This is a genomic window from Streptomyces sp. MMBL 11-1 (assembly GCF_028622875.1).
Taxonomy (GTDB): Bacteria; Actinomycetota; Actinomycetes; order Streptomycetales; family Streptomycetaceae; genus Streptomyces.
This window is the reverse complement of sequence record NZ_CP117709.1, coordinates 5,364,265-5,389,774: the sequence shown is the minus strand read 5'-3', so window position 1 is coordinate 5,389,774 and position 25,510 is coordinate 5,364,265. Positions and strand designations below refer to the sequence as shown.

Sequence of the window (25,510 nt, the reverse complement as noted above, 5' to 3'; positions counted from 1 at the left end):
GGCCCGTGCCCGGGGCAGGAGGAAGGGGCACGGCGAGGCGGAGGTGACGGACGCGGGACCTGCTCCATCCGGCGGCCGGGCGGGCACTCGGTGCGGGGGCCGTGCGTGCCGTGACGACCGACCGCACCGGCGCGTCCCTACCTTCGTCCTGTGAGCCTCTCGCGCATCTCCGTCCTCGCGCCCCTCCTCGCGGCCGCCCTGATCGCACCGCTGCCGCCCCTCGCCGACGCCACCGAGCCCCCCGTACCGCTGCCGGGCCCGGCCGGCCCGCCCGGCTCTCCCCCGCCCCCCTCCCCGCGCCCGGCCGTGCCCGCCTGCGGCCGGACGGGCGGTGAGGGCGCCCCCGGGACCTCCTGGGCGCCGACGTCCACCCGCTTCGGGGAGGCCGCCGGCTACGACCCGTACATCGGCAACGGCTACCTCGGCCACCGCGTCCCCCCGGCCGGAGCCGGCTACGCGGCCACCGGCGAGAAGACCGGCTGGCCGCTCTACACCCCCCGCTACGACGGCGCGTTCGTCTCCGGGCTGTACGCCCGGGACAAGGCCGTGTCCGAGGGCCGCGAGGTGATCGCCGCGCTCCCGAGCTGGACGAACATCGACGTGGGCGTCGGCGGGGAGACCCTCGGCCCGGACACCCCGGCGGGCCGGATCTCGCACTACCGGCAGACGGTCTTCCTCTCCTGCGGCCTCGTCCGCACCTCGCTGCGGTGGACGACCGCCGACGGCCGCGCCACCGACCTCGTGTACGAGGTGCTGGCCGACCGGTCCGACGTCCACACCGGAGCCGTACGCCTGCGGATGACGCCGCGCTGGAGCGGCACCGCGACCGTCACCGGCCGGCTCGACGACCGCGGCGCGCGCCGGATCACACTCCGCGAGGACGGCACGTTCCGGACGCTGGGCACCGGGATCGAGGGGGCCGTCGCCCAGCTGACGCGGCGCGGTTCGGGCTCAGTTCAGAGCCTGCGGCCGGGGGGCCGTACGCCCCCGTCGGCGACCCCGGTCCGCGCGGGCCGGACGTACACCTTCGAGAAGTACGTCGGCGTCGACACCGCCCTGACCTCCCGTGCCCCGGCCGAGGACGCCCGCGAGGCGGCACGCCGGGCGGCGGGTCGCGGCTGGGACCGGGTCTTCGCGGCGAACGAGGCGGCCTGGCGCGAGGCCTGGTCCGCCGATGTGCTGGTGCCGGGGGACCGCCGGCTCCAGGGCTGGCTGCGCTCGGCCCAGTACGGGCTGCTGGCGAGCGTCCGGCGCGGCTCCTCCGACAGCATCGCCCCGGCCGGTCTGACCAGTGACAACTACGCGGGCATGGTGTTCTGGGACGCCGAGACGTGGATGTTCCCGGGCCTGCTCGCCACCCGCCCGGAGCTGGCGCGCCCGGTCGTCGAATACCGCTACCGCACCCGGGGCGCGGCCCGTGCGAACGCCGAGAAGTACGGCCACCGGGGCCTGTTCTACCCGTGGACCAGCGCGAGCCGGGGCCGGATGGACTCCGAGTGCCAGAGCTGGGACCCGCCGCACTGTCTGACCCAGAACCACCTCCAGGGCGATGTCTCGCTTGCCGTCTGGCAGTTCTACCTCGCCACCGGCGACCGCGACTGGCTGGCGTCGAGGGGCTGGCCGCTGCTCCGGGGCATCGCCGAGTTCTGGGAGTCGCGCGCCACGGCGAACGCGGACGGCAGCTACTCCGTCAACGGCGTGGCGGGCCCCGACGAGTACAGCAACGGCGTCGACGACGGCGTCTTCACCAACGCGGTCGCCGCCACCGCGCTGCGCAACGCGACCCGCGCCGCCCGGCTCCTCGGCCACAGCCCGCCCGCCGCCTGGAACACGGTGGCGGACGGCCTGCGCATCCCGTACGACGCGGAGAAGAAGGTCTTCCTCCAGTACGCGGGCTACAACGGCTCCACGATCAAGCAGGCGGACACGGTCCTGCTGACCTACCCGCTGGAATGGCCGATGGAGCCGGGCGCCGCGGCGGCCACCCTGGACTACTACGCGGCCCGCACCGACCCGGACGGCCCGGCGATGACGGACTCGGTGCACGCGATCGACGCGGCGGCGATCGGGGAGCCGGGCTGCTCGGCGTACACCTACCTCCAGCGTGCGGTGCGGCCCTTCATGCGGGGCCCGTACGACCTGTTCTCCGAGGCGCGCGGCGACAAGGCGGGCGCCGAGGACCCGCTGTCCGGCTTCCCCGCCGACGACTTCCTGACCGGGAAGGGCGGCCTCCTCCAGGTGTTCACGCACGGCCTGACGGGGCTCAGGCTCCGCGAGGACGGCGTACGCCTGGACCCGACGCTGCCGCCCCAGCTGCGCGAGGGCGTCACGCTGACGGGCCTGCGGTACCGGGACGCCGTGTACGAGGTCGGGATCGGCCCCCGGACGACCACGGTCCGCCTGACCTCCGGCGCCCCGTTCACGGTCCACACGGCGGCGGGGCCGCGCCGCCTCTCCGCCACGCTGGAGCTGCCCACCCGGCGCCCCGACCTGACCCCGACGGCCGACGCGGCGCGCTGCCGCCCGGTGACGGCGACGTCCGAGGCCCCGGGGCTGTACGCGGAGGCGGCGGTGGACGGGGCCCCGGCGACGTCCTGGTCCCCCGACGGCGCGGCCGGATCCCTGACCGTGGACCTGGGCGCCAAGCCCCTCCGGCTCACCTCCGTGACACCCGCCTGGAGCGGCACCGCCCCCGCCTCGCACACCGTGGAGACCTCCCTCGACGGCCGCTTCTGGCGCCCCTACCTGGCGGGCGACACGGCCCGCAAGGTCCGGGTGACGGTCCGCTCGGAGGACCCGGAGAAGCCGGCGGGACTGGCGGAACTGCGGGTGGAGGCGGGCGGACGGTAGAACGCGCCCGAACCCGGCATCAGGTGGAGCATGGAAGAGGGGCCACAACCGAACATCCGGAGGTGCACAAGTCATGGGCATGTACATGGATGTCCACCGGGGCATGAAGGGCATCACGTCCGACCAGCTGAAGGAAGCCCACGCGGCCGACGTGGCGATCCAGAAGGAAGAGGGAGTCCACTTCGAACACGCCTGGGCGGACCCGCAGTCCGGGACGGTCTACTGCCTGTCCACGGCCCCCTCGGCGGAAGCGGTCCAGCGCATCCACGAACGCGCGGGCCACACGGCGGACGAGATCCACGCGGTGCCGCTGGCGGTGTGACCGGCCAGGCCCGAGCGGGGCGTCGCTCCCCTGCCCGCGTGAGCGGGCGGGGGATGTCGACGCCCCGCTCGCGCGTCGGACGCGCTCAGGCGTCGGACGCCGACGCCCGGCCCGACGCCCGGCCCGGCCGCGCCTCTCCCGCCGCCTCCGCCTCCGCCTTCGCGTCGCTCACGGCGACGGCGGCCTGTTTCGCGGCCTCGTCGGCGGCCGCGACAGCTTCCAGAGCGAGCGTGGAGTTCGCCTCGACCTCCGGGGCACCGACCTGGTCCTTGTCCGAGGCGTCGGCGTCGGCCGCGTCCTCGCGCCGCGCACCCGGCGGGGGCCCGGTGCTGGCCGGCTGGTCGCCGAACGCGCTGGTGACGGTGCGGATCGCCTCGGTCAGCTCGCCCGGGATGACCCAGAAGGTGTTGTTGTCGCTCTGCGCGAGATGCGGGAGCGTCTCCAGGTACTTGTAGGCCAGGACCTTCGCGTCGGCGTTGTTGCGGTGGACGGCCTGGAAGACGAGCTCCACCGCCTTCGACTCGCCGTCCGCCCGGAGGATCATGGCCTGCTGCGTGCCCTGCGCCTCCAGGATGTCCTTCTGCTTCGTGCCCTCCGCGGTGAGGATCTTGGCCTGCCGCTCGCCTTCGGCGTGCAGGATGGCAGCGCGCTTGTCACGCTCGGCCCGCATCTGCTTCTCCATCGCCTCCTTGATGGTGTTCGGCGGATCGATGGCCTTGATCTCGACGCGGTTGACCCGGATGCCCCACTTCCCGGTCGCGTCGTCGAGGACGGCACGGAGGCGGGCGTTGATCTCCTCGCGCGAGGTGAGCGTCCCCTCCAGGTCCATGCTGCCGATGACGTTCCGCAGGGTGGTCACGGTGAGCTGGTCGATGGCCTGCAGATAGTCGGCGACCTCGTAGGCCGCCGCCCGGGGGTCGGTGATCTGGTAGTAGAGCACCGTGTCGATGTTGACCACCAGGTTGTCCTCGGTGATCACCGGCTTGGGGTCGGACGAGTACACCTGCTCACGCACGTCGAGTTTGGTGTTGACCCGGTCCGCCACCGGCAGGACGAAGTTCAGACCGGGCTGCAGCGTCCGGCGGTACCGGCCGAACCGCTCGATGTTGTAGCGGCGCGCCTGCGGGACGATGCGTACGGTGGCGGCCACGAGAAAGACGACGACGATCGCCGCCACGAGGATCGGGATGACGATCGGATCCATGCTTCCTCCTGCGCTGCGTGTTCAGCCGTTCACGGAAGGAGCTCGCGGGGATACACGACAGCGGTGGCGCCCTCGATCTCCATGACGTCCACCAGCGCACCCACCGGAATCACCAGGCTCTCATCGAGAGAGCGCGCCGACCATTCCTCACCGGAGACCTTGATCAGGCCGTGGGTCGCGGTGACCTCCCGCACGACCTCGGCCCGCTTGCCGATCAGCGCGTCGCTGCCCTCATGGGTCAGGGGCCCCTGCGCCAGCTGACGCAGCGCGACGGGGCGGACGAGGGCGAGGCCCGCTACCGCCGCCAGTGCGAGCGCCACGAGCTGGCCGAGCAGGCCGATGCCCACACCCGCCACGACGGCCGCGACCAGCGCCGCGCCGGCCAGCAACCCGAAAACCAGCGTGAGGGTGAAGAACTCCGCAGCGCCGAGCGCCGCGGCGGCGAGCAGCCAGAAGAGCCACGGCATCGAATCAGCCTCCCCAAGGGGACTCACTCAGTTACGTACCCCTTCCGGCCCCGGACGGAACCGTTCGGTGCCCACCCGATCCGCGAGCGGGAGGGTGGGCACCGGTACGGAGCGCTGCCCGGTTCTCACGCGCGGCCCGGGACCCGCCCGCTCACGCCCCCTGCCGCTCCGTCGTCCACCGTGCCGCTGCGGCCAGGGCGTCATGGCCGTACACCCAGCGCAGCCCGTCCAGCGCCGAGCCCCGTGCCAGCTCCGCGTCGCGCGCCCGCTGGAGCGGTCCGTCCGGCAGATGCGAACCGACCGCCACGGAGCGGGCCGACTGCTGCAGGCGCTCGGTACGCGGGATCCGCAGCTCCTCGTAGCGGCGCAGCGCCTCCGGGATGTCGCCGCGCGACAGGGCGAGCGTCGCCGCCAGGGTGAAGGCGTCCTCGATCGCCTGATTGGCGCCCTGCGCGGCGAAGGGCAGCATCGGATGCGCCGCGTCGCCGAGCAGCGTGAGGGCGTCGGAGGACCAGCGCGCCAGCGGCTCGCGATCGTGCAGCGCCCAGCAGCCGATACCGCCGCCCGCCCCGAGCAGCCGGGTGACCGTGGGGTGCCACCCCCGGTAGGCCTCGGCCGCCTCGTCCGGGTCACCTGGCGCGGTCCAGGATTCGCCCGGGAGCGCGGTACCGCCGGTGGTGGCAGCGAAGCTGATCAGCCGGCCGCCGGAGACCGGGTAGCAGACGCAGTGCCGGCCAGGTCCCAGCCATACCTGGACGCGGGGCTCGGCGGCCAGTTCCGGCACCCGCTCCACCGGTACCAGTCCTCGGTAGATCCGCCGGCCGGAGAAGACCGGGGCGTCCGCGGCGAGGTGGTCCCGCACCACCGAGCGGATGCCGTCGGCACCGACCACCAGCTCCGCACGGTGCTCCGAGCCGTCGGCGAAGCGCAGCGCGACGGAGCCGGGCTCCTCCGCCAGCCCGGTCAGCCGGTGGCCGGTCCGCACCGCCGCCCCGGCCAGGCCACGCAGCGCCCGGTACAGGTCCGCGCGGTGCACGGTGACGTACGGCGCGCCGAACAGTTTCTCGCACTCCTCGCCCAGCTCGGTCCGGGCCAGCAGCCGTCCGTCGTCCCAGCGCAGCAGATCGCGGGAGAGCGGGCGGACGCCGTGCTGCCGCAGGGAGTCGGAGAGTCCAAGACGGCGAAGCAACCGGACCGCGTTCGGTCCCAACTGCACCCCGGCGCCGGTCTCGGCAGGCTGCTCGGCACGCTCGAACACCCGGCAGCCGATGCCCAGCCGCGCCAGTGCGGCGGCCAGGGTGAGGCCGCCGATGCCCGCGCCGATCACCGCGATGGCCGGCGCCGGGGTGCTACTGCTCATGGCAGAACTCGTCGATCGCGTAGCCCACATGGCGGTCGGCGGTCGGGAGATGTCCCAGCACCCGGTCCCCGGGGCGGAGTTCGGTGCTGTTCAGCACGGCGTCCCCCGGCCCCAGCACCCGGACGTGCCAGTCGTCCTGGAGGATCAGGTTGACCTCCTGGCCACCCGCGGCCACCGCGTCGATGGAGATCAGCGGGCGCGTCTCGATCTTGACCCGCCCCACCGCGACCGTCCGGGTCCGCCCCTTGGTGTCCACCGCCGTCACCTTGCTCCCGGCCCTCAGTTCACTGAGGTAGCGGGTGCGCCCCTCGTCGGCGAGGGTGTACGAGTGGATGGCGCCCGCGTTGACCCGGAAGGGGCGGGTGGGCATGTACGGCAGCGGATGGGTCTCGCTGACGCACAGGATCATGCCCTTGGAGTGCGAGCCGACCAGGATTCCCTCGTCCTTGCCCAGGTAGGAGCAGGTGTCCACACAGGCGCGCTCCCCCATGCCGATGTGGCTCACGGAGGTCACCTCCAGCTCCACCAGCTGGAGTTCGCCGGTGCCGCCGGCCGCGGTCGCCTTGAGCGCGGTGGCGTCGCCCACGCTCCGGCCGGGCATCAGCACGCCGTCGGAGCCGAGTTGGAGGCAGCCGAAGATGACAGCGGCCTCCTCGGTGTTCTTCGCCATGGTGATGATGGCGCCGTCGGCGTCGGCGGCGGCGGCGATCACGATCTCCAGCGGGATCTTGGTCGGGTCCCGGAACTCCAGCACGCTCCAGCGTTCGGTGCGGGCCGCCTCGATGGCGGCGTCCAGGCTCTCGGCGTCGGTGATCTCCACCAGCCGTCCGAACTCCACGTCGGGAGCGGCCTCGGCGGCCTGTGCCCGGGCGGCGGCGTCACCGGCGAGGATGACGACCTGGGCGGAGCCGTAGTCCGCGGGCAGCTTGCCCGCCGGAGGCATCAGCACCTTGGTGACGGTCGGCGGCAGCCCCTCCAGATCGGCCGGGTCGGCGGCGACCATGCCGTCGATCCGCTGGTGCAGCGCCTCCTCCACGATGGCCTGCCGGGCCTTGCCCGCCGAACGGATGTCAAGCCAGCACAGTTTCTCTGAGCTCACTGCCGTGCCCTTCCTCGATGTGACCGAGCGTGCTCCCGGGGCGGTTGTGGACCACTCCAGCCACCCTGGCGGCCATCGCCCCGGGGTCGGGAGACTGGAAGATGTTTCTGCCCATCGCGACTCCGGCCGCACCGCCCGCCACGGCTTCCCGGGCGAAGGCCAGCACCTCGTCCTCCGTGTCGCGCTGCGGGCCACCCGCACAGATCAGCGGGATCGGGCAGGCCGCGGTGAGGTCCCGCATCTCCGCCCGGGTGCGCAGGCAGGGGGCCTTGACCAGATCGGCGCCCAGGTCGGCCGCGAGGGTGACGGCGTGGGCGACCAGTTCGGGGTCGGCCGGGTCGGTGATCTTCGGGCCGCGTGGGTACATCATCGCCAGCAGCGGAAGGTTCCAGCGGTCGCACTGGTCGGCCACCGCGCCGAGGTCGGCCAGCTGCCGCGCCTCTTCCCGCGAACCCATGTTGATGTGCACGCTCACCGCGTCCGCGCCCAGGCGCATCGCCGCCTCCACCCCGGTGACCAGGTGTTTGGCGTCCGGGTCCGGCGCGTGCGCGGTGCTGGCGTTCAGGTGCAGGATCAGGGACATCGAGGCCAGCCGGGAGTGGTCGATGTGGCGGAGGCTGCCCTTGTGCACCACGATCGCGTCCACCCCGGCGCCGGCGAGCTGCCCGGTGAGCCGGTCGATGCTGCTGCCGCGCGGCACCACCGGGCCGTCGCTGAGCGAGTGATCGAGCGGGACGATCAGCAGCCGCTGGGGGTCGTGGTGGAACAGCCGGCGCAGCCGCACGGCTCGGCCGAAGTGCTGGTGTGTGGTCATGGAGTTCCCTTCGGCGGTGCACCGTCGTACGCCTGCCGGCCGTTACCGGAGCGCAGACAGGCCAGGTCGGGCTTGCCGCGCTCGTTGAGCGGCATCGAGTCCCAGAACGTGATCTCGGCGGGGGCGTGCAGGGGGGAGAGCCGCTCGCCGACGTGGGTGCGCAGTTCCTCCGCGGAGGCGGTCCGTCCCGCCCTGAGCACGACGGCCGCGTGGACGTACTCGGTCCGGTCCGGATCCCGTACGCCGTGGACGGCCGCGTGCCGTACCGCCGGGTGGGACAGCAGCGCGCCCTCGACCGCGGCGGGATAGACCTTCAGGCCACCGGACTTGATGACCTGGCCGCTGCGGCCGGTCAGCCGCAGATAGCCGTAGCGGTCCCAGTGGCCGAGGTCGCCGGTGTCCAGCCAGCCGTCCCGCAGGACGCGGGCGGTCAGCTCCGGGTCGTCCGGGTAGCCGGCCATGACCGTGGAGGCGCGTACCCAGATCTCCCCGGCCTCCCCGCGCGGCACCGGGCGGCCGGTGCCGGGCTCGCGCACCTCCACCTCCACCCAGGGCAGCGGCCGTCCCACACTGCCCAGGAGCTCGGGTTCCAGGTGGTCGAACGGGCTCAGATTGCTGATGCCCCCGGCCTCGGTGGTGCCGTACAGCTGGACGAGTACCGGGCCGAACACCCGCAGGGCCTCGGCGACCCGGTGCGGCGCGGCGGGGGTGCCGCTGTAGACGACGCGGCGCAGCGACCCCAGGGCGTCCCCGACGGGGCCCGAGCCGACGCCCTGCTCCTGGCCCGGCCCGTCGGCCAGGAGTTCCGTGAGCCGGTAGAGGTGCGGAACGGCCAGGTAGGTGTCGGTGACGCCGTGGTCCTCGAAGGCGCGCAGCACCTTCGGGGCGTCGAAGTCCTGGTGCAGGAGGACCTGGCCGCCGGCGGTCAGTACCGCGTCCGCCATGGCGCCGATGGTGTGGCTGAGGGGCGTCACGGCGAGGAACACCCGCCGCTCGTCCGGTTCGCCGCCGGCCGCGGACCGGACGGTGCTGTCCCAGACCCCGAAGGTCTGGTGGATGTTCTTCGGCGCACCGCTGCTTCCGCTGGTGAAGGCCACCACGGCGCGGCGGCCGGGGTCGTGGGCGGGAAGTTCTCCGAGTGGCTCGTCCCGGCAGGACAGCGCGTCGGGGCAGTCCGCGGCGCCGACTCCGTAACCCAGCAGGCGGGGGCTGCCCTCGGTCAGCGACAACAGGGCGCGGGCGCGCTCCAGATGGGGGGCGTCGACGAGGAGTACGGACGTGCCGGTCCCGTCGAGGATCCGCGCCTGGGTGGCGGCGGGCAGCGGGAACGCGTCCGAGCGGGGGTTGGCCGAGCGCACCTGGACGACGCCCGCCCCCAGGAGGTGAGCGGCGTAGCGGCCGATCAGCATCGCGGGGTGGTTGGGTTCGGTGAGCACCGCCACCGTGCCGCCGGGGGTCAGCCCGGCCCGCCGCAGGCCCACCACGGTCGCGCGTACCGCGTCGGCCAGCGTCGCGCCGTCCAGCCACCGGCCCCGGAAGTACAGGGTGGGCAGGGAGGGCTGACGGGCCAGCCGCCACAGCACACGGCGCGCGTAGTGCTCATGTCCGGCCCAGGAGTCGGGCACATCTATGGGGAAGGTCACGACCATCCGTTCGGGGCCGGGCGCCGGGCCCGCCCTCCGCTGGGCAGCCCAGCCGGTGGTGCCGCCTGCGCGGTGGGCGGTGTACCCGCCGCGCAGGCGGCACTGCGCCGCGGGATCAGCAGCAGCAGCAGGAGGACGAGGATGAGGAGCAGCAGGTGTGCGGCAGGCTCGACGCGGCCATCTCCGGCAGCGCGACGCCGTCCGCGATCTCCATCGTGTCCAGCTCCTCGATGTTGAAGGAGTCGAACATCGCGTCCACGTCCATGGTTTCCAGGGTCGATCTCATCTTGTGTGTACCCCCAAGCTCTTGGCCCGCCGGCCGGGAGGCCGGCGTGCGTGTGATTTCCAACCGGTACCCCGGCACGCGTTTTCCCCTGCCCGGCGCTGACCTCGTCAGCGGTGCACGCCGGACAGCCGCTTGCCGGATGCTTGTTGCCCAGGTGTTGCTGTCTGCTCCTGCGTCAGCAGCAGGCCGAGGAGGAGGACGAGCAGCAGAGCGGCGCGTGCGCGGTCGACGCGGCCATCTCCGGCAGCGCGACGCCGTCCGCGAACTCCATCGTGCCCAGCTCCTCGATGTCGAACGAGTCGAACATCGCGTCCGCGTCCGCGTCAGCGTCCACGGTCCCCAGGATCTTGCTCATCTTGATGTGCCCCCAAGCTGTTGGACAGTCGGCCGCGAGACCGGCGGTGCTCACGATTTCCCACCGGCACCCGGCACGCGATAACTCTCGACCGGGCGCTGATATTTGTCAGCATTTCCTGCTGGAAACCGATGTCTCCCGTCGATACTCGCCGGTGGCGCTGTCCGCGCGTCAGGAGACCCGCCGCGCGGACAGCCGGTGTCCCTGCCTCAGCAGCAGGAGGACGAGGAGGAGCAGCAGAGGGGGGCGTTCAGGTACGAGGCGCCCATCTCCGGCAGCGCGACGCCGTCCGCGATCTCCAGCGTGTCCAGCTCCTCGATGTCGAAGGAGTCGAACATCGCGTCCACGTCCATGGTCTCCATGATCTTGCTCATCTCGGTGTACCCCCAAGCTCTGGCCCGCCGGCCGGGAGACCGGCGGTGCGTGTGATTTCCAACCGCCAACGGCACACGATCGCCCTCCGGGCCTGCACTGAACTTGATCAGCAATTCCCGCCGGACAGCCGCCCGCCGAAAGCCTGGTGCGCGGGTGGTGCTGCCCGCCGCCGGACCGGCGGCAGGCTGAGAACGAGCGGAACAGCTCACGAGACCGGCGGTGCCTACGATTTCCAACCGGTACCCGGCACGCAATGACCCGTGACCGGGCGCTGACATTTGTCAGCGTTCCCCGCCGGAGACCGACGGCCTCCGCCGATGCTCACAGCTCGTCGGTGGCGCTGTCTGCGCGTCGGGAGACCCGTCGCGCAGACAGCTGGAGCACCTGCCTCAGCAGCAGGAGGAAGAGGACGAGGAGCAGCAGGTCCAGTCGCCCTTCGAGGCGCCCATCTCGGGCAGGGCGACGCCGTCCGCGAGCTCCATGGTGCCCAGCTCCTCGATGTCGAAGGAGTCGAACATCGCGTCCACGTCCATGGTCTCCACGATCTTGCTCATCTTGGTGTACCTCCAAGCTCTGGCCGCCGGCCGCGAGACCGGCGGTGCACGATTTCCAACCGGTTCGCGGCACGCAATTACCCTTGACCTGGAGCTGATATATGTCATCAATTCCTGCCGGGTAACCGCCTGCCGAGTATGCGTTTCTCCTCCGTGGCACTGTCAGCGCGCAGGGTGACCTGTCGCGCTGACAGCTGGTGCCGCTACGTCAGCAGCAGGAGGAGGACGACGAGGAGCAGCACATGGTGTTGCCCGTCGAGGCGCCCATCTCGGGCAGGGCGACGCCGTCGGCGACCTCCATGGTGTCCAGCTCCTCGATGTCGAAGGAGTCGAACAGGGCGTCCGCGTTCATCGCCTCAATGGCCATGCTCATTGACGTGTTTTCCCTTCTTGATTAAGACTGCCATTCGGTAGAAGTGGCACCATGGATAATTTCGGTCACTTCCGGCGCTGGCAATCTCTCGCGAAGCGCCGCTGACATTTGTCATCAGCCTCCGCCTGGTAGCCGCTCGAAGGGGCGCAAATGTCGCTTTGATGAATCGGTACGGTGAGCCTCGATTATCACGACTGGACCCGTACGACCCGGACACCGGGTATTCAGGACAGGAGAAGCATGAACGGGATATCTGGGTCACGCGATCGGAGCGCCGGCGCGCCGGAGGCCGATGTCCTGGTCGTCGGCTACGGGCCGGTGGGGCAGGTTCTGGCCATCCTGCTGGCCCAGAGCGGGTGGCGGGTCGTCGTCGTCGAGCGCCATCCGGAACCGTACAGTCTGCCGCGAGCGGTGGCGTTCGACGCCGAGGCCGCCCGTACGCTCGACGCCATCGGCGTCACCGGCCGGATCGGGGACATCACCGAGCCCTCGCAGGACTACGTGGTCAGCGACGCCGCCGGACGGCAGCTCCTGCGGATCGGGCTGGGCGGCTCGGACGGGACGGGCCGGCCGGACTCCACCTCCGTGTACCAGCCGGGGCTTGAGGCCGCGCTCGCGGCCCGCGGCGAGGAACTGCCCACGCTGCGCGTGCTCCGCGGCCTGCGTGCCGTGGGGCTGACCGAATCCGGCTCCGGCGCCGAGCTGGTCGCCGAGGACGAACGCGGCGGCGAGCGGCGGACGTTCACCGCCTCCTGGGTGGTGGGCTGCGACGGTGCGGGCAGCTTCGTGCGGCGCTCCCTGGGCGTCGGCTGGGCCGACTCCGGCTTCGCCCTGGACTGGCTGGCCTGCGATGTGGTGCCGGACCGCCCGGAGGACTTCCCGCCGTCCAACCTCCAGATCGCCGATCCCGCCCGGCCACGGGTGGCCGTCTCCTGCGGACCGGGCCGCCGCCGCTGGGAGTTCATGCGGATGCCCGGGGAGGACCGGGCGGAGTTCGGCACCGAGGAGAACGCCTGGCGGCTGCTGTCGATGTTCTCCGCCGGGCCGGACAACGCCACACTGACCCGCCACGCCACCTACACCTTCCGGGCCCGCAACGCCGAGCAGTGGCGACGCGGGCGGGTGCTGCTGGCCGGGGACGCGGCCCATCAGATGCCGCCGTTCGCCGGCCAGGGCATGTGCTCCGGCTTCCGGGATGCCGCGAACCTCGCCTGGAAGCTCGACCTGGTGCTGGGCGGCCGGGCCGGGGAGGCCCTCCTCGACAGCTACGAGCAGGAGCGCCGCGCCCACGTCCAGCAGGCGATCGACCTCTCCGTGCGGCTCGGGCGGCTGATCTGCGTGACCGACCCGGCCGCGGCGGCCGACAGGGACCGGGCGATGACCGCCCCCTCCCCCGGCCCGTCCCGGCCGTCCGAACCGGCGCGCCCCGCCGGCTCGACGCGCTCCGCGAGCCCGCTGGGCGAGCCCCTGGCCAAGGGCTTCCTCGCCGACGGCGGGCCTCCGGCCGGTGAACTCACCGGCCGGGCCCGGCTGACCGGCCCCGAAGGTCCGGGCCCGGCCGACTCCGTGCTCGGCCCCGGCTTCGTACTGCTGTGCCGCGAGAACCTCGCGGACACCCTGTCCCCCGCCGCGCTGGAGACGCTGCGGCTGGTACGCGGCCGGGTGGTGACCGTCGTGCGCGCCGACGGCGGTCCGACACCCGGGCCGGACACGGTGCTGGACGCCGACGGCCACTGGCTGCCCTGGCTGGAATCGCTGCCGGCCGGGGCGGTCCTGATCCGCCCCGACCGCTACCTGTTCGGCGCGGCCCCCGACGCGGACGGGCTCGCGGCGCTGCTCATGGAGTTCGGGCGGCGGCTGCGCCGGGCCACCCGGTAGCCGGGCGCAGCCGCCGGGGGCGCCCGGGCGGTCCGTCGGGGCTCAGTGGTAGCGGCGTCCCTCGTCACGCTGGTAGGCGTAGAACGCGAGGGCGGCCAGACCGGCGGTCCAGACCACGAGCGACACGATGGCGACCGGGTTGATGTCGTAGTCGCCGACGGTCGCCCACATCAGCTCGGCGGAGCCCCGCGTCGGGACGAACGGGGCGATCGCCTCGATGAATCCGGGCGCCTCGCCCGGGCCTGCCAGCAGCCCTCCCGCGAAGGCCAGGGGCAGGAAGACGAGCTGGACGGTGGCGATCGCCGCCTTGGTGGAGAGCAGGTAGCCGATCGCCAGCCCCATCATGGTGAACGGCACGGAGACGAGGATCACCACGCCGATCGCCAGCAGGAAGCGGGCCGGCGAAAGGGTGGCGGGGGTGAAGAACGCCGCCACGATCACGACCGGGACCATCGAGAACAGCATCATCGCGAGACCGGTGATGATGCGGCTGCCGAACCGCACCGCCGGGCCGATCGGCAGGGTGCGGGTGTAGGGGTCCCAGGGCTGGGAGCGGTCTTCGGCCACACCGGTGCCGTGGCCGAAGAGATTGCTGATCATCGCCGCGAAGACCACCATCGAGGCCGTGGCGAGGGTGGCCCCGACAGGGTCGTCCTTGGTGTTGGGCACCACGAAGAAGATCAGCGAGGCGGCCGGGAAGAAGGCCGCGCCGATGATCGCCATGGGGATGCGGCTGAGCTCGACCAGCTGGTAGCGGGCATGGACAAGGGTCAGTGATGACATGGCCTCAAGCACTTTCGTGGGAGGTGCGGGGGGTCAGGACTGGGAGATCACCAGGAAGGCTTCTTCGAGCGTGGCCTGCTGGACGGCGAGGCCGGAGAACTCCACGCCCTGGCGCACCAGTGCCCGGACCAGCTGATCGGCGTCGTGGGTCATCAGCTCGACCCGCTCCTCCGTCCGCTCCTCGCTGATGACGCCCGGCAGGTCCGGCAGCGGTCCGGCGTTCATGGACACCCGCTGCATATGGGCCATCCCCCGGATGGCGCCCACACTGTCGTCCGCCCGGATGCGGCCCTGGGCGATCACCACCACCCGCTTGGCCAGGGCCTCGATCTCCTCCAGGTAGTGCGTGGTGAGCAGGACGGTGCCACCGCCCTCGTGGAACTCGCGGATGCGGTCCCACAGCATCCGCCGGGACTCCACGTCCAGGCCGGTGGTCGGCTCGTCGAGGATGACCAGGCGCGGGCGCCCGACGAACGCCAGGGCGAGCGCCAGACGGCGCTTCTGGCCGCCGGAGAGTCCGCCGGTCTGGCGGCGGGCCTCCTTGGTCAGGTCGAACCGCTCCAGCAGCTCGTCCCGGTCCTCGGTCTCCTTGAAGTGCGCGGCCACGAAGTCGACCGCTTCGGCCACCCGCAGGGTCGGCGGTACGCCGCTCTCCTGCGGGGTGACGCCGATGAACCGCCGGCTGGCCGGGTTCGTGGGGGAGCCTCCGAACAGCTCGATGCGCCCGGAGGTCGGCTTGCGCAGCCCCAGCAGGGAGTTGAGCAGCGTGGTCTTGCCGGCGCCGTTCGGCCCGAGCAGGCCGATGAACTCGCCCTCCCGCACGGTGAAGTCCACGTTGTCCAGGGCGACGGTGTCCCCGTAGTGCCGGGTGACGCCGATGGCGCGGGCGATGACGGCCGGTGTGGGGGGAGCCCCTGCGCGGGCGGTGGCGGTGGTGGGGCTGGTGCTCATCGGTGCTCCTCGGGTGTCAGGACCGCGCCGCTCTGCGCCGGTCCGGAGTGGTCGGAAGGGGGCGCCCCTTCGGGGGCCGACCGGACGGGGAAGAGCCTCGCCAGCCGGGCATAGGTCTGGTATTCCTCGACCGCCCGCAGGCCGAGGCGGTTGTGCAGCATGTGGACGTGGGAGACGGTGACCTGTGCCGGGTGGAGCGGGGTCTCCCGCCGTATCCGGTCCGACAGTCCGGTGAGCGCCGCCTGCCACGGTGCCAGCGGGCCCGCGGTGTCTCCCCCCGCCACTTTGGCCCGCAGCTCGTCGGTCGGCCGGGCGGCCCGGTACAGCTCGTCGAGCTGCCGCTCCGTGTAGCCGTAGCCGGCTGCCCACGTACGCCAGGCGCGCAGTCCGTGATCGTAGAAGGCCGCCTCCTCGGCGGGGTCGTCGCCGAGCGCCCGCCCGGCGCAGACGGTGGCGCGCAGGGCCAGCAGAGCCCGGGCCCCGGCGGAGGGCCCCCGCCGGAGAAAGGAGAGAACCAGCCTGCTGGAGAGCTCGAAGAGCCGCTCGCTCTCCGGCAGGAGTTCCCGGCCGCCGTACCGCTCGTACTCCGGGTGGTAGGCGAAGCGGTGGACACCGGGCTCCAGCATGCCGGTGACCTCCTGGTGGGAGGGCTGGTCCCCGGCCGTGGTCATGGAGGAGGCGGTCCGCGCGTAGTCCGCCGGGCTCATCGCCGTCTCGCCCTCCCGCAGCCGCCCGGCGTCCGCGAGGCGCTCGGCGAGGAGCCGCTCGGCCGACGCGGCCTGCTCGTCCGTCAGATCCCCTACGCGCAGGCGGACATGGGGGCCGCCGTGCCAGTAGCGGAGGAAGAACCACGGCCGGTCCGGCAGGGTGTGGATCAGCGGCACGACCGCCTCGACCAGCACCCGGTCGTGCACGCTGCGGTCGCCGCTCGACACGTGCAGATGCCAGGTCCGCCACACGGTGCCGGAGCCGGTGTCGCCGTCCCCGGCGCGCGCGGTCTCGGATGTGTCCGTCAACTTCTGCCCTCTCGTCACAGGCGTAGGTCGCACAACAGCCCCTCGAAGCGCGGGGTCCCGGTGATGGCGGCACAGACGATCATCTCCTCGGCGTCCAGGCCGAGGAGTTGCTTCGTCGGAACTTCCTGGAAGGCCCGCGCGGGCCTCGCGTACAGACCGGTGGCGGCGGCGGCCAGCGAAATGCCCTGGGCCGCCCAGCCCGCCGCGTACTGGGCGGCGGTGAATCCGCCGGGGCCCAGCCGTTCCACGAGCCTTCGTGGGCTCGCGGAGAGGAACCACACCACGCTCGCGTGCCGGACGTCGCCCCCGGCGTACGGGGTGACGGGGTAGCCGTAGTGCTCCTCCAGTACGGACGCGGCGCCGGGCTGGGCCCGGTGCAGCACCGGCCGGCCGTCTCGCAGGTGCCAGACCCCGTCGGCATGCCCCTCGATGCCCTGGAACACGGCGGTCAGGCGCAGTTCCTCCCAGGCGGCGGCCAGGTGCGGGCCGGGGGGCGGGACGTTCAGCCAGCTGACGGCCTCGCGCAGCGTCCGCTCGGGCACCGGCCGCCTGCGGCCGGTCATGCCGTACATGCCGCGCGGCATCCGTCCCGCGCTGCGGCGCCACAGCACCTCCGCCCAGGACAGCGTCCCGTCCCGGGGCAGTCCGGCCGGGACGGACGGGCCGAGCGGGGCGGAGGGGCCCGTGAAGTCCTGGGAGCGGTTGACGGTCAGGATCCCGTCGAGGACGGGGTCGGCGGCCCGCTCCGCGGGGGGCGCGGCGGCGGGCGGCCCGCCGTCCTCCAGGGCCACGGTCAGCGGCAGGGACCACTCCGACTCGGGCGTCAGGCCGAAGTCCGTCAGCAGACCCGCCGCGTCCCGGTCCGGCAGCCGCAGCTTTCCGGACAGGCCGAACAGGTCCAAGCCCAGACACAACTGGCGGAGGTTGACGCCCAGTTCGAGGCCGATCAGGGAGCTGCGGAACCACCGGTAGGAGTCGGGCAGCCGGGTGTACCTCCCGGCCAGCGCCACCTCCAGCGGACCGGCCGCCCCGTCCTGGCGTCCCACACCGGTCAGCGCGTGCCGGTAGAGGTCGAGCACCCGGCGGTGGCGGCCGTCCCGGACGAACACCTGGACGGGAAACTTCGCCCGCACCGAGGGGTAGGGGCGGTGGTCGTTGAACGGGTTCTCCGGCTCCCGCCGTTGCAGGCCGAAGCCCGCGACCAGGGCGTGCCCGAGGGCGTCGGCCCTCTCGCGCGGGGCGCCGGCCCGGCCGTGCGGATAGGGCGCCCGCTCCAGCAGCTCCGCCGTGCCCCGGGGCAGGGGCGTCCGGTCGCCGAGCGCCGCCTCCGGGAGCGCGGGCGCGACCTCGGTGTCCGGGCGTGGCTCGGGGACGGCCGCCGGCTCCACCCGGACACCGAGCCCCGTCGCGTAGGTGAACCACCGCATGTCGCGCGACATGACATCGGCATCGTCCGGGATCGGTGACGCAGGGCCGCCCCGGTCGCTGGTATCTGTCATGGGGAACTCCGTCTGCCTCGGTGGTTCGGTGAACAACGGCGCGCGTCCGCCGCGCCTGCTGGGCCTGTGGGACGGCCGGGGGTCAGGGGAAGGCGTGCGGCTCGTAGGGCGGCGACAGATCGCCGGAGGGCGTTCCGGCCAGGGCCGCCTCCAGCCTCGGCAGCCCGGCCACTCGCTGCTGGGCCTGGCCGAAGCACATGGGGACGATGCCCGGCACCACGGCCTTGGCGGCGGCCAGGCCGATGTCGGCGTGGTCCCGTGTGGTGGAGTCCACCAGGACGATCCGGTCCAGTCCGGCCGCGGCGTACCTCCCCCGGATGTAGTCCAGCGCCCCGAGCACATCGCCCCCGGCGGCCTGTTCCAGCCGGTCCGGCCAGCCCTCGAACGCCTCCGACAGGCTCATCTCCGGCCCGCCCAGCACGGACGTGACCCGCTCCTTCATCTCGGGCAGCGCGTAGAGCCGCAGGTGGTCGTCCATCTCGTCGACCAGCCAGGGGTCGGCCAGCATCGGTTCGGCCTCGGAGCGGTCCCAGGTCAGGCGATCGGTCGCCATCTGGGTCACCTCCCACAGCGCCCCGCGGAGCGCGGAGACCGGGTCGATGCCGGAGCCCGCGGCGGAGAACGTGGCCGGGAACGGAGCGCGGGTGTTGACCGCCATCGCCCAGACCACCGGCAGGTCGATGTCCTGGGTGGCGCGGAGCAGGTGGACCCGGAAGCCGCGCGAGGCGGCGGTCGCCAGCAGCCCCCGGGCGACCGGGTCGGTGATCGAGGAGTGGGTGATCTCCGGCAGCGGGCGGGCTCGGTGGAAGCTGATCAGGAAGGCGTCCCGCTCGGCGAGTTCCAGCAGGGAGTAGAGCGCTGCCTCTTCCAGGCAGGAGCCGACCGCGCAGCCGCTGGAGGACTCCTGGTACAGGTGCCGGCGCGGCGCGGCCCCGTGCCGGCGCGCCGCCCGCTGCTCCCGTCCGTAGCGGTAGTCGTACTGGAAGAAGGCGAGTTCGGCGGGGACGAGCCGGGGCCGGCCGTCCGCCAGGTCGTGCCCCCACGCCCAGTCCATCGGCGTCTCGTCCGTCACCCGCTCGATCCGCGCGGTGGGACGTGCCGCCTGCTCCTCGGTGTACTCGCCGAACGCGGCGGGCCGCACCGCGACCTCCGCTCCGCCCTCGGCGGCGACGAGATCGGCGTACGAGACCCCCTCGACGAGCGGCGCCTGGTGCGGGAAGCCCGAAAGCCGCTCGTACACCTCCAGGATGGCGATCGGGTCCGCCTTGGCGAAGGTCGTCTCGCGGGCATAGCCGAGGGCCACCGCGTCGGGCTGGAGCGCCATGCTCATGGCAAAGGGGGCCAGCAGCTCCCGTTGCTGCGCGAGGACCGGTCCGAAGCGCGGGTCCACCAGCCGTGAGCGCAGCGCTCCGGGCCGCACCAGCGCGGCCCCGGCCGCGGCCCGGCCGGGATTGTCCGCGGCGGCGGGGCGTGGTCGCAGCGCCAGGGGCTCCGGCGGCCGGCCCACCGGCCGTTCGGGGATCTCCGGCGCGCACAGCGGGCAGGCGAAGTGGCGGGGTACGCGGTGCGTCCGCGTCCCCCGCGACCCCACCGCGTACAACTCGCCCGGCCCCAGGGGGCGGTCGGCCAGCCGTGCCAGCGCCGCGCGGGTGAGCTCGGCAAGGAACGGGCGGCGCGGGGCGACCCGCGCCGTGGGCCGGGTCAGGTCGTCGGTCAGGGGGTGGTCGATCACCAGCCGGGAGCGCAGCTCGGCGCAGCCCGCGCAGCCGGAGTCCGTCCCCGGCACCCAGCGGGGGCCGACCAGCACCTCGTCGCCGTAGACGCGGACGGACAGATGCTCGCGCTCGCCGGCCGACCGCAGCCGGTCACGTTCCCAGGCCAGGTCCCAGCCGAGGTTGACGCCGACGGTGCCGTCCCCAAAGGCGCCCAGCGGCTCCAGCACAACACGCCAGTCGGTGTCCGTGGCGTCGGACAGTGCGGGTGCGCAGACGACGGTGGTCGGGTTCTCAGCCACGGTCCGGCTCCTCGGTGCTCGCTTCCGTAACCTGCGGCTCCCCGGCCAGCGGGACGGCCCGGACAGTGCCCGACCACAGGGGCAGCGCCCCCGTCACCGGGTCCGGTCGCCGCGGGGTGCCCTCGTAGCGGAGCCCGGCGGCGGCGGCCGAGTCCGCGACCCGCTTGCGCAGCGCGGCCTGCTCCGCGGCGTCGGCGAACAGCAGGGCGTCGGTGTGCACGCCGTCGGCCAGGGGGCCCGCGCCGGGCACCCCGTGGGTCTGGTGCCGGGCCAGCGCGGTGGCCAGCGCACGGTGCACCGCCTCCGTGTCGTCACGGCCCCAGCTCACTCCGGTCCACGGCCGCGGGCCGCCGGAGACCCGTACCTCCGCCAGGGTCCAGTCCAGGCCGGGGTGGCGCAGCAGGGTCACCGCCGGGTCCGGCATGCCCTCTTCCTCCAGCATGCGCAGCAGCGGCACCGAGTGTGCCTCCACGGCCCCCACGGTCCTCGTCGCGTACGGCACGGCTTCGTCGGCCATCAGCCGCAGCGCGCCGTCCAGCAGCCAGTGCTCCTCGGTGAGCCCCGCGGCGGCTGCGCCCGGGGACGGGCAGGCCGCCCGGAGAGCGGCGAGGGCGACCGCGACCGTCGCCGTCCGCTGCTCCTCGGCCCAGGCGACCACGGAGTCGGTGCCGCCGTCGCGGGCGGCCATCTCCCGCAGGGCCAGGGGCATCTGGGGCAGTTCCTCGCCGGCCAGCAGCGCGACGGGTCCGGTCCAGCGCCCGGTGAGCGCGGTCACCGCCTCGACGGCCTCGTCGGGGGTGGGCGGCACTACGGGTTCGGCGCCGGCCGCGGGCGCGGCTGTCAGGAAGCTCCGCTCGGCGGCCTCGCCGGCGGTGGGGCCGGGGGCCGTGAGGCTCACGCTCACCCGGTCCGCCGTCAGTTCCTCACCGTGCAGGACATGTGCTTCGCCGGGCGGCGCGATGCCCGCGAGGGTGTCGAACAGCAACTGCCCCGCGAGCGCCCCGGCCAGTGCCGCGGCCGTGGGGTGAGGGGCGGGGGCGGTCGCTTCGGCCACGGCCCAGTGTGCGGCCCGGCGGACGAGCGCGGCCGAGCCGGGGAGCGAGGCTCCGCCCGGGGACACGGGACCGACGGCCGCGACGAGCCCGTCCCAGCGCACCGGGACCACGGGCGCCCCCGCCGGCAGCAGCGCGGCCAGCGCTCGCGGGGTCTCGCCGTCGTCCGCGCCGGGGCAGTAGAGGGCGGCGTCCGGCGGCACGGGCAGCTCCGCCGGGTCCGGGAGCGTCGCGGTGCCGCCGAGCGGCAGCAGCCGCATGCCCAGCCGGGAGGCGGTGGCGGCGGCCGCGTCGGGGTCCGGGGTGGCCAGCGTGAGGCCGGTGACCCCGGCCCGGTGCAGTCCGCGGGCGGCCGGCAGCACGGCATCGGCCGGACCGCACAGCAGCACCTCGGTGGTGCGCAGCCGCTGGAAGACGGCGTACGGGTCGGCGCACTCCGTCTCCAGGTGTGCCAGGGCCTCCGGGTAGCGGGCGCGGATCTCGGCCGAGGGCTCGGGCACGGTCAGCGCGTCCAGGTCGAGCAGGAGCCCGCGGGCCCGCAGCTCCTCGACGATCCGGCGGACGACGGGCCGAGCCCGTTCGCTGCCCAGGGCGGTGACCAGTTCGTCCTCGGTGGTTCCCGCTTCCAGGAGCGGCACACAGGTGTCGGCGACCCGGTAGAGCAGCTGGGGGCCGCTGATCACGAACTGGGTGCGGGGGCCGTTGATGTAGAGCCCTTCCGAGACCGGCGCATAGTGCAGATGGGGACGCGCGCGTAGCGTCATCGGGTCTTTCCTCCGTACTGGAAGGGGCCGCCGGGAGCGCGGCCGATGTCGACGATCCACTCCAGGGCGTGCGGGCTGTCCGCCACCCGGGGAAGCGCCTCCTCCACGTAGGCCGCCTCGCCCCGCTCCACCATTCGGGGCAGCACCCGCACGCTGAGGGCGCTGGCCAGGTCGACGTACTGGGGCTTCTTCTTTCTGCCCTCGCCGGCGCTCCGGCCCTCGCCGGTGGTCCGGCCCTCGCCGGTGCCGTCATCGGGCGGCGGCTTCAGGACGACCTCCTCGGGCACGCCGTGCCGGTTCCGCCACCGGGCGAGCGCCAGCAGCCGGTCGTGCTCGGCGGGCCCCGCGGCCACCGCCTCGTCCAGTTCCCGGCCCCCGTACCAGCGGCGTCGCGCCAGCACGGCCGAGCCGACCTGGAAGCGCGGGCAGGCCAGGGTGCCGACGCCGTCCCACTGCTGCTCGCCGTGGCGGATCGCCATGAAGGGTTCGCGCAGCACGCCGCCGGAGTACAGCCAGTTGGCCAGCCGGAGCGGCGCCGGGAGCCTCTCCGGGTGCCCGGTGCCGAGCGAGAGCACGTGCAGCGGGCGGTCGTCGGGGTCCCGGATGCCGAGCGTGTCCGTGTCCGGGTCGTGGCGCAGGCGCAGGCGGAACCAGTCGTCCGGCCCCAGCCGGTCCGGGAGCACCGGCGGGTGCGCGTTGACGTTGAGCCGGTGCAGCCCCAGGTCCTCGGCCAGCCGCCCGTCGTGCTCGGCGTAGCGGGCGCGGAGCTGCTCGCGGAAGTGGGGCAGGGCGCGCCCGCCGAGGGCGCGGTCCGGTCCGAGGAACCTGCCGTAGAGCATGCCGTGGCCCGCGTAGGCCTCGTTGAACAGCAGTCGCCGCTGCCAGGTCTGGGTCAGCACGCCGTAGCGGAGGTCGCCGGTCCGGAAGCGGTCGGGCAGGCCCGTCGTCAGGTCGAGTGCCTGGGAGGCGCTCCAGCTGACGGCCTCGCCGGTGGCCACCGCCCGGTCGACGGCGGCGATCGCGGTGTCGACGACGTTCGCCCGCAGCGTGTACAGCCGGTCCAGCGAGCGGTCGGCCGGGCCCAGTTCGCCGGGGGGCGCCTTCTCGGGGAGGCGGTAGGCCCGCCGGTAGGTCTCGGTGCTCAGGTAGTCCGCGTGGTCGCTGAGCGAGACCTCGGCGCCGACGCCGAACCGCTCGACGAAGACGGCGGACAGCAACGCCCGTATGTCGTGCATCCAGTCGAAGACGGACAGCAGGGCCACTCCGGCGGCGAGGTCGTCGAGCTGGCCCCGCCAGTCGGCGGTGGACAGCCGGACGTCCTCCAGCACGGCGTCCTCCTCGATGAGGATCTGCGCGGGCCGTCCCGCCTCGCGGCTCAGCTCGGCCAGTGTGGCGCGCAGCCGGCTCATCGCCTCGGGCCGCTCGTCGGCGGAGTTGTCCGCGAGCCCGCGCAGTTCGGCACCGGTCCGCTCCAGAAGCCTCCGGGCCGTCTCGGGGACGGAGTGACCGGCGGGATCGAGCAGATCCGGGAAGTCGGCCGCGCCGTCCTCCGGGCGGCTGCGGGTGCACAGGATGCCGGCGCCCACCGCACGCGCCAGGGCCTGCCAGGCGAGTTCGGGGGTACAGCCGGAACGTGCGGCGAAGCCCGCGGCGACGTCGGCCGCGCGGCGTGGGCCGACGGCGACGGCGGCCACCAACAGCCCGACCGCGCCCGTGACCTTGGCCGACAGGCGGCGCACCCCGCCGTCGGCTCCGGGCCGCAGGAAGTACAGCAGGTCGCCTTCGGCCGACAGGTCGGAGGTGGGCGGCAGTTGGAGCAGGGTGTCGGGGGTGATCTCGCCGTCCGAGGTGTGCAGCCCGCCCAGTACGTAGTCGAGCATGACGCGGTCCAGCCCCTGGAAGGGCACCACCCGCCCGAACTCCGGGGCGTCGGGGCCCGGTCCGTGCGGTTCGGGGACGGCAAGGCCGATGGCGGTGAAGCGTGCCATCGGGCTGGTGCGGATCATGGCCCGGGTGACGTACTGGACCAGCCCGCGCTCGGACTTGCGCAGCCGGGTGGGCACGGGCTCGGCGGCGGCGACGGCCGCCACGTACCGTCCCGCACCGGCTGCCGCGTCGGGAGCCACCAGGGTCATGGAGTGCCGCAGGCTCTCGTCGCCCAGCAGTCCGGCCAGCGTCCCGCGCTCGGCGTCCACCGCCCCCGGATAGCGGCCGACCACATCGGCGGCAAGTGTCTCCCGCCGCTGCCGGGCCTCCCACCAGCGGCCGACCAGGGGGTGGTCGACGAGCAGCGCCGGCCGCGGGGCTGTGTCGTTGTGGATGGCGCGGCGCAACACGATGAGCTGCCCGCGCGCCTGACGGTCGGTGGCGGCGCCGATCAGTTCGTAGAGCACGTCGGAGCACTGGCCGGCCAGCTCGCGCACCTCGGTCGTGGCCCCGTCCAGCGTGCGGAGCGCCGCCAGGAGCCCGGGGTCCGCGAGCCTTCTCCGGCGCAGCGGGTTGAGGCGCAGCATCCACAGGGGCTCCGCGGTGTCGCTCATTCCGCCGCCCCGGCGGTGGCCTGCGCCATCTCCTGTCGTGTCTGCTCCAGCCTGTCCTCCCAGGAGGAACCGAGGACGTCGTCCACCAGTTCGGCGACGGCGAAGCAGAAGTAGTAGCGGTGCATGGGCGGCACGCCCAGCAGCGGCAGCTGCTGGTAGAAGAGGTTGACGAGCAGCCGGTAGGAGGCGAACCACTTCGGCGGCGAGGCGATGACGCCGGACTCGTCCATCGTGCGGTGGAAGGCGCTGGGTTCGTGGCTCACGCGGCCGTCCCCGCCGGGCGGGCCCATGGTGTCCAGGTCGAAACCGCCGCCGAGACCGTCGATGTCGTCCAGGGTCAGCTTTCCCTGCGCGACCGTGGCGTCGAAGGCCCCCATGGAGTAGGCGAAGGCACGGGCCCAGGCCGCCGTCCCGTGGTCGGGCGTACCGGAGAGCGCCCGCTCCACGACGGGCCGCAGGCGGGGGGCGTCGGCGGCCAGCCGCTGGGCGAAGGCGGGGCGGGGGTCCTTGCGGGTGGCCGCCCAGGCGAAGAACGCCTCGGCGTGCGAGCGCATCGAGAACGCCCCGTTCCCGGCTCCGTACTGGTGCGCCGCGGCCAGCGCGATGAACGCCTCCATGAGGCGTACCGGCGCCTCGCGCGGCTCCTCGGCCAGCCGCTCGACCGTCATGGTCAGCGGCAGGTCCAGCTGGTCCAGGGCCATCTCCCGGAGGTCCTGGAGCGGCTGCGGCCAGGTCTCGACCGAGGCGAAGCTCAGCGCCTCCGTGACACCGTGCTCACGCATCGGCAGGTAGGGCGGTGCGACGCCTTCCAGCCGCCCCGTCTCACGGGCCTGGGCGAGATAGGTCTCCTCGTCCATCACGTTCGGGCCTTCGGCGGGGCCGGCGTCGAGGCCGGTGGCGATCCCCGCCCAGTCGAGCGCCGGCCGCCCGGGCACGCTCCGGGCGACGATGTCGACGTGTGGACCGTACAGCCAGCCCCGTCGCAGGTGGAGGAGGGCGGCCTGGCGGTCCTCGCGGAGGCGCCGGCTGACCGGCAGCACGTTCCGCGCCAGCCAGCGAGGGGTGATGGGCACCCGGGAGTACAGCCGTACCCCCGCCGCCTCGGACATCTCCGGACCGGCGGCTGCTGTGTCTGTGATCACGCTGCGTACCCGTTCATGATCGGAAGGCGTTTCGGGAGATGGCGGCCGCCCGACGTGGTGTGACGCGGCCCGGCAGGGCTCACAATGCCGCCGCGCAGGGCCCCGGACAACGAGCAGTGGACGGAACCTGACATCTGTCATGTGCCGCCGAACCGTCCACCGTGGCGCG

The 25,510-nt window shown here is 73.5% G+C and carries 22 protein-coding genes; 3 read left to right on the top strand and 19 right to left on the bottom strand.

Features of this window, described 5'->3' with window-relative positions:
• The first annotated feature begins 150 nt into the window (after positions 1 to 150).
• Together PSQ21_RS24155 and PSQ21_RS24150 are read left to right on the top strand one after the other, a co-directional pair.
• Positions 151 to 2,850 (top strand): discoidin domain-containing protein, encoded by a 2,700-nt coding sequence (locus tag PSQ21_RS24155; protein WP_274032909.1) that lies wholly within the window; start codon positions 151 to 153, stop codon positions 2,848 to 2,850.
• A 73-nt stretch (positions 2,851 to 2,923) separates the two neighbouring features.
• On the top strand, positions 2,924 to 3,172 hold the full coding sequence (locus PSQ21_RS24150; protein ID WP_274032908.1) for an SCO4226 family nickel-binding protein: 249 nt from the start codon (positions 2,924 to 2,926) through the stop codon (positions 3,170 to 3,172).
• Between the two features lie 85 nt (positions 3,173 to 3,257).
• On the opposite strand, the gene PSQ21_RS24145 is transcribed toward PSQ21_RS24150, so the two are convergent.
• From PSQ21_RS24145 to PSQ21_RS24095, 11 genes are all read right to left on the bottom strand, one after another.
• Positions 3,258 to 4,376 carry an SPFH domain-containing protein gene (locus PSQ21_RS24145; RefSeq protein ID WP_274032907.1) on the bottom strand — a complete coding sequence of 373 codons (1,119 nt, stop codon included), beginning with the start codon at positions 4,374 to 4,376 and terminating at the stop codon, positions 3,258 to 3,260.
• Positions 4,377 to 4,405: 29 nt separating this feature from the next.
• Entirely contained in the window at positions 4,406 to 4,843 is a 438-nt protein-coding gene (locus PSQ21_RS24140; RefSeq protein ID WP_274032906.1) for an NfeD family protein, read from the bottom strand.
• Positions 4,844 to 4,994: 151 nt separating this feature from the next.
• Positions 4,995 to 6,203 carry an FAD-dependent monooxygenase gene (locus PSQ21_RS24135; protein WP_274032905.1) on the bottom strand — a complete coding sequence of 403 codons (1,209 nt, stop codon included), beginning with the start codon at positions 6,201 to 6,203 and terminating at the stop codon, positions 4,995 to 4,997.
• Positions 6,193 to 7,302, bottom strand: a complete 1,110-nt coding sequence (locus PSQ21_RS24130; protein WP_274032904.1) for a 3-dehydroquinate synthase II family protein — start codon at positions 7,300 to 7,302, stop codon at positions 6,193 to 6,195. The genes PSQ21_RS24135 and PSQ21_RS24130 overlap by 11 nt, the downstream gene beginning before the upstream one ends.
• Positions 7,274 to 8,116, bottom strand: coding sequence for a 2-amino-3,7-dideoxy-D-threo-hept-6-ulosonate synthase (locus PSQ21_RS24125; RefSeq protein ID WP_274032902.1), 843 nt, complete (start codon positions 8,114 to 8,116; stop codon positions 7,274 to 7,276). The genes PSQ21_RS24130 and PSQ21_RS24125 overlap by 29 nt, the downstream gene beginning before the upstream one ends.
• Positions 8,113 to 9,759: a class I adenylate-forming enzyme family protein gene (locus PSQ21_RS24120; RefSeq protein ID WP_274032900.1), complete on the bottom strand. Its 1,647-nt coding sequence runs from the start codon at positions 9,757 to 9,759 to the stop codon at positions 8,113 to 8,115. The genes PSQ21_RS24125 and PSQ21_RS24120 overlap by 4 nt, the downstream gene beginning before the upstream one ends.
• A 115-nt stretch (positions 9,760 to 9,874) precedes the next feature.
• Positions 9,875 to 10,045 (bottom strand): thiazolylpeptide-type bacteriocin, encoded by a 171-nt coding sequence (locus PSQ21_RS24115; RefSeq protein ID WP_274032898.1) that lies wholly within the window; start codon positions 10,043 to 10,045, stop codon positions 9,875 to 9,877.
• 175 nt (positions 10,046 to 10,220) lie between these two features.
• On the bottom strand, positions 10,221 to 10,400 hold the full coding sequence (locus PSQ21_RS24110; protein ID WP_274032896.1) for a thiopeptide-type bacteriocin: 180 nt from the start codon (positions 10,398 to 10,400) through the stop codon (positions 10,221 to 10,223).
• A 209-nt stretch (positions 10,401 to 10,609) separates the two neighbouring features.
• Positions 10,610 to 10,774 carry a thiopeptide-type bacteriocin gene (locus PSQ21_RS24105; RefSeq protein WP_274032895.1) on the bottom strand — a complete coding sequence of 55 codons (165 nt, stop codon included), beginning with the start codon at positions 10,772 to 10,774 and terminating at the stop codon, positions 10,610 to 10,612.
• Positions 10,775 to 11,164: 390 nt separating this feature from the next.
• Positions 11,165 to 11,329, bottom strand: a complete 165-nt coding sequence (locus tag PSQ21_RS24100) for a thiazolylpeptide-type bacteriocin (RefSeq protein WP_274032893.1) — start codon at positions 11,327 to 11,329, stop codon at positions 11,165 to 11,167.
• A gap of 208 nt (positions 11,330 to 11,537) precedes the next feature.
• Entirely contained in the window at positions 11,538 to 11,702 is a 165-nt protein-coding gene (locus tag PSQ21_RS24095) for a thiazolylpeptide-type bacteriocin (RefSeq protein WP_073740161.1), read from the bottom strand.
• Between the two features lie 240 nt (positions 11,703 to 11,942).
• On the opposite strand from PSQ21_RS24095, the gene mhpA reads away from it, so the two are divergent.
• Complete coding sequence (mhpA, locus tag PSQ21_RS24090) at positions 11,943 to 13,580, top strand: bifunctional 3-(3-hydroxy-phenyl)propionate/3-hydroxycinnamic acid hydroxylase MhpA (RefSeq protein ID WP_274032892.1); 1,638 nt, start codon at positions 11,943 to 11,945, stop codon at positions 13,578 to 13,580.
• A gap of 42 nt (positions 13,581 to 13,622) precedes the next feature.
• Here mhpA and PSQ21_RS24085 read toward each other — a convergent pair whose 3' ends face one another.
• From PSQ21_RS24085 to PSQ21_RS24050, 8 genes are all read right to left on the bottom strand, one after another.
• Positions 13,623 to 14,363 (bottom strand): ABC transporter permease, encoded by a 741-nt coding sequence (locus tag PSQ21_RS24085; RefSeq protein ID WP_274032891.1) that lies wholly within the window; start codon positions 14,361 to 14,363, stop codon positions 13,623 to 13,625.
• 33 nt (positions 14,364 to 14,396) lie between these two features.
• Positions 14,397 to 15,314, bottom strand: a complete 918-nt coding sequence (locus PSQ21_RS24080; protein ID WP_219611990.1) for an ABC transporter ATP-binding protein — start codon at positions 15,312 to 15,314, stop codon at positions 14,397 to 14,399.
• Positions 15,311 to 16,330, bottom strand: coding sequence for a thiopeptide-type bacteriocin biosynthesis protein (locus tag PSQ21_RS24075; RefSeq protein ID WP_274032890.1), 1,020 nt, complete (start codon positions 16,328 to 16,330; stop codon positions 15,311 to 15,313). Before PSQ21_RS24075 ends, PSQ21_RS24080 begins: the two co-directional genes overlap by 4 nt.
• A 14-nt stretch (positions 16,331 to 16,344) precedes the next feature.
• A complete protein-coding gene (locus PSQ21_RS24070) occupies positions 16,345 to 17,829 on the bottom strand; it encodes a hypothetical protein (protein WP_274032889.1) in 1,485 nt (494 codons plus the stop codon).
• An 82-nt stretch (positions 17,830 to 17,911) separates the two neighbouring features.
• Positions 17,912 to 19,843 (bottom strand): TOMM precursor leader peptide-binding protein, encoded by a 1,932-nt coding sequence (locus PSQ21_RS24065; RefSeq protein WP_274032888.1) that lies wholly within the window; start codon positions 19,841 to 19,843, stop codon positions 17,912 to 17,914.
• On the bottom strand, positions 19,836 to 21,659 hold the full coding sequence (locus PSQ21_RS24060) for a hypothetical protein (RefSeq protein WP_274032887.1): 1,824 nt from the start codon (positions 21,657 to 21,659) through the stop codon (positions 19,836 to 19,838). Before PSQ21_RS24060 ends, PSQ21_RS24065 begins: the two co-directional genes overlap by 8 nt.
• The gene (locus PSQ21_RS24055) at positions 21,656 to 24,199 is read right to left on the bottom strand and encodes a hypothetical protein (RefSeq protein ID WP_274032886.1); all 2,544 of its coding nucleotides are present in this window, start codon (positions 24,197 to 24,199) and stop codon (positions 21,656 to 21,658) included. Before PSQ21_RS24055 ends, PSQ21_RS24060 begins: the two co-directional genes overlap by 4 nt.
• A complete protein-coding gene (locus PSQ21_RS24050) occupies positions 24,196 to 25,341 on the bottom strand; it encodes a hypothetical protein (protein ID WP_274032885.1) in 1,146 nt (381 codons plus the stop codon). Before PSQ21_RS24050 ends, PSQ21_RS24055 begins: the two co-directional genes overlap by 4 nt.
• Positions 25,342 to 25,510: the final 169 nt, after the last annotated feature.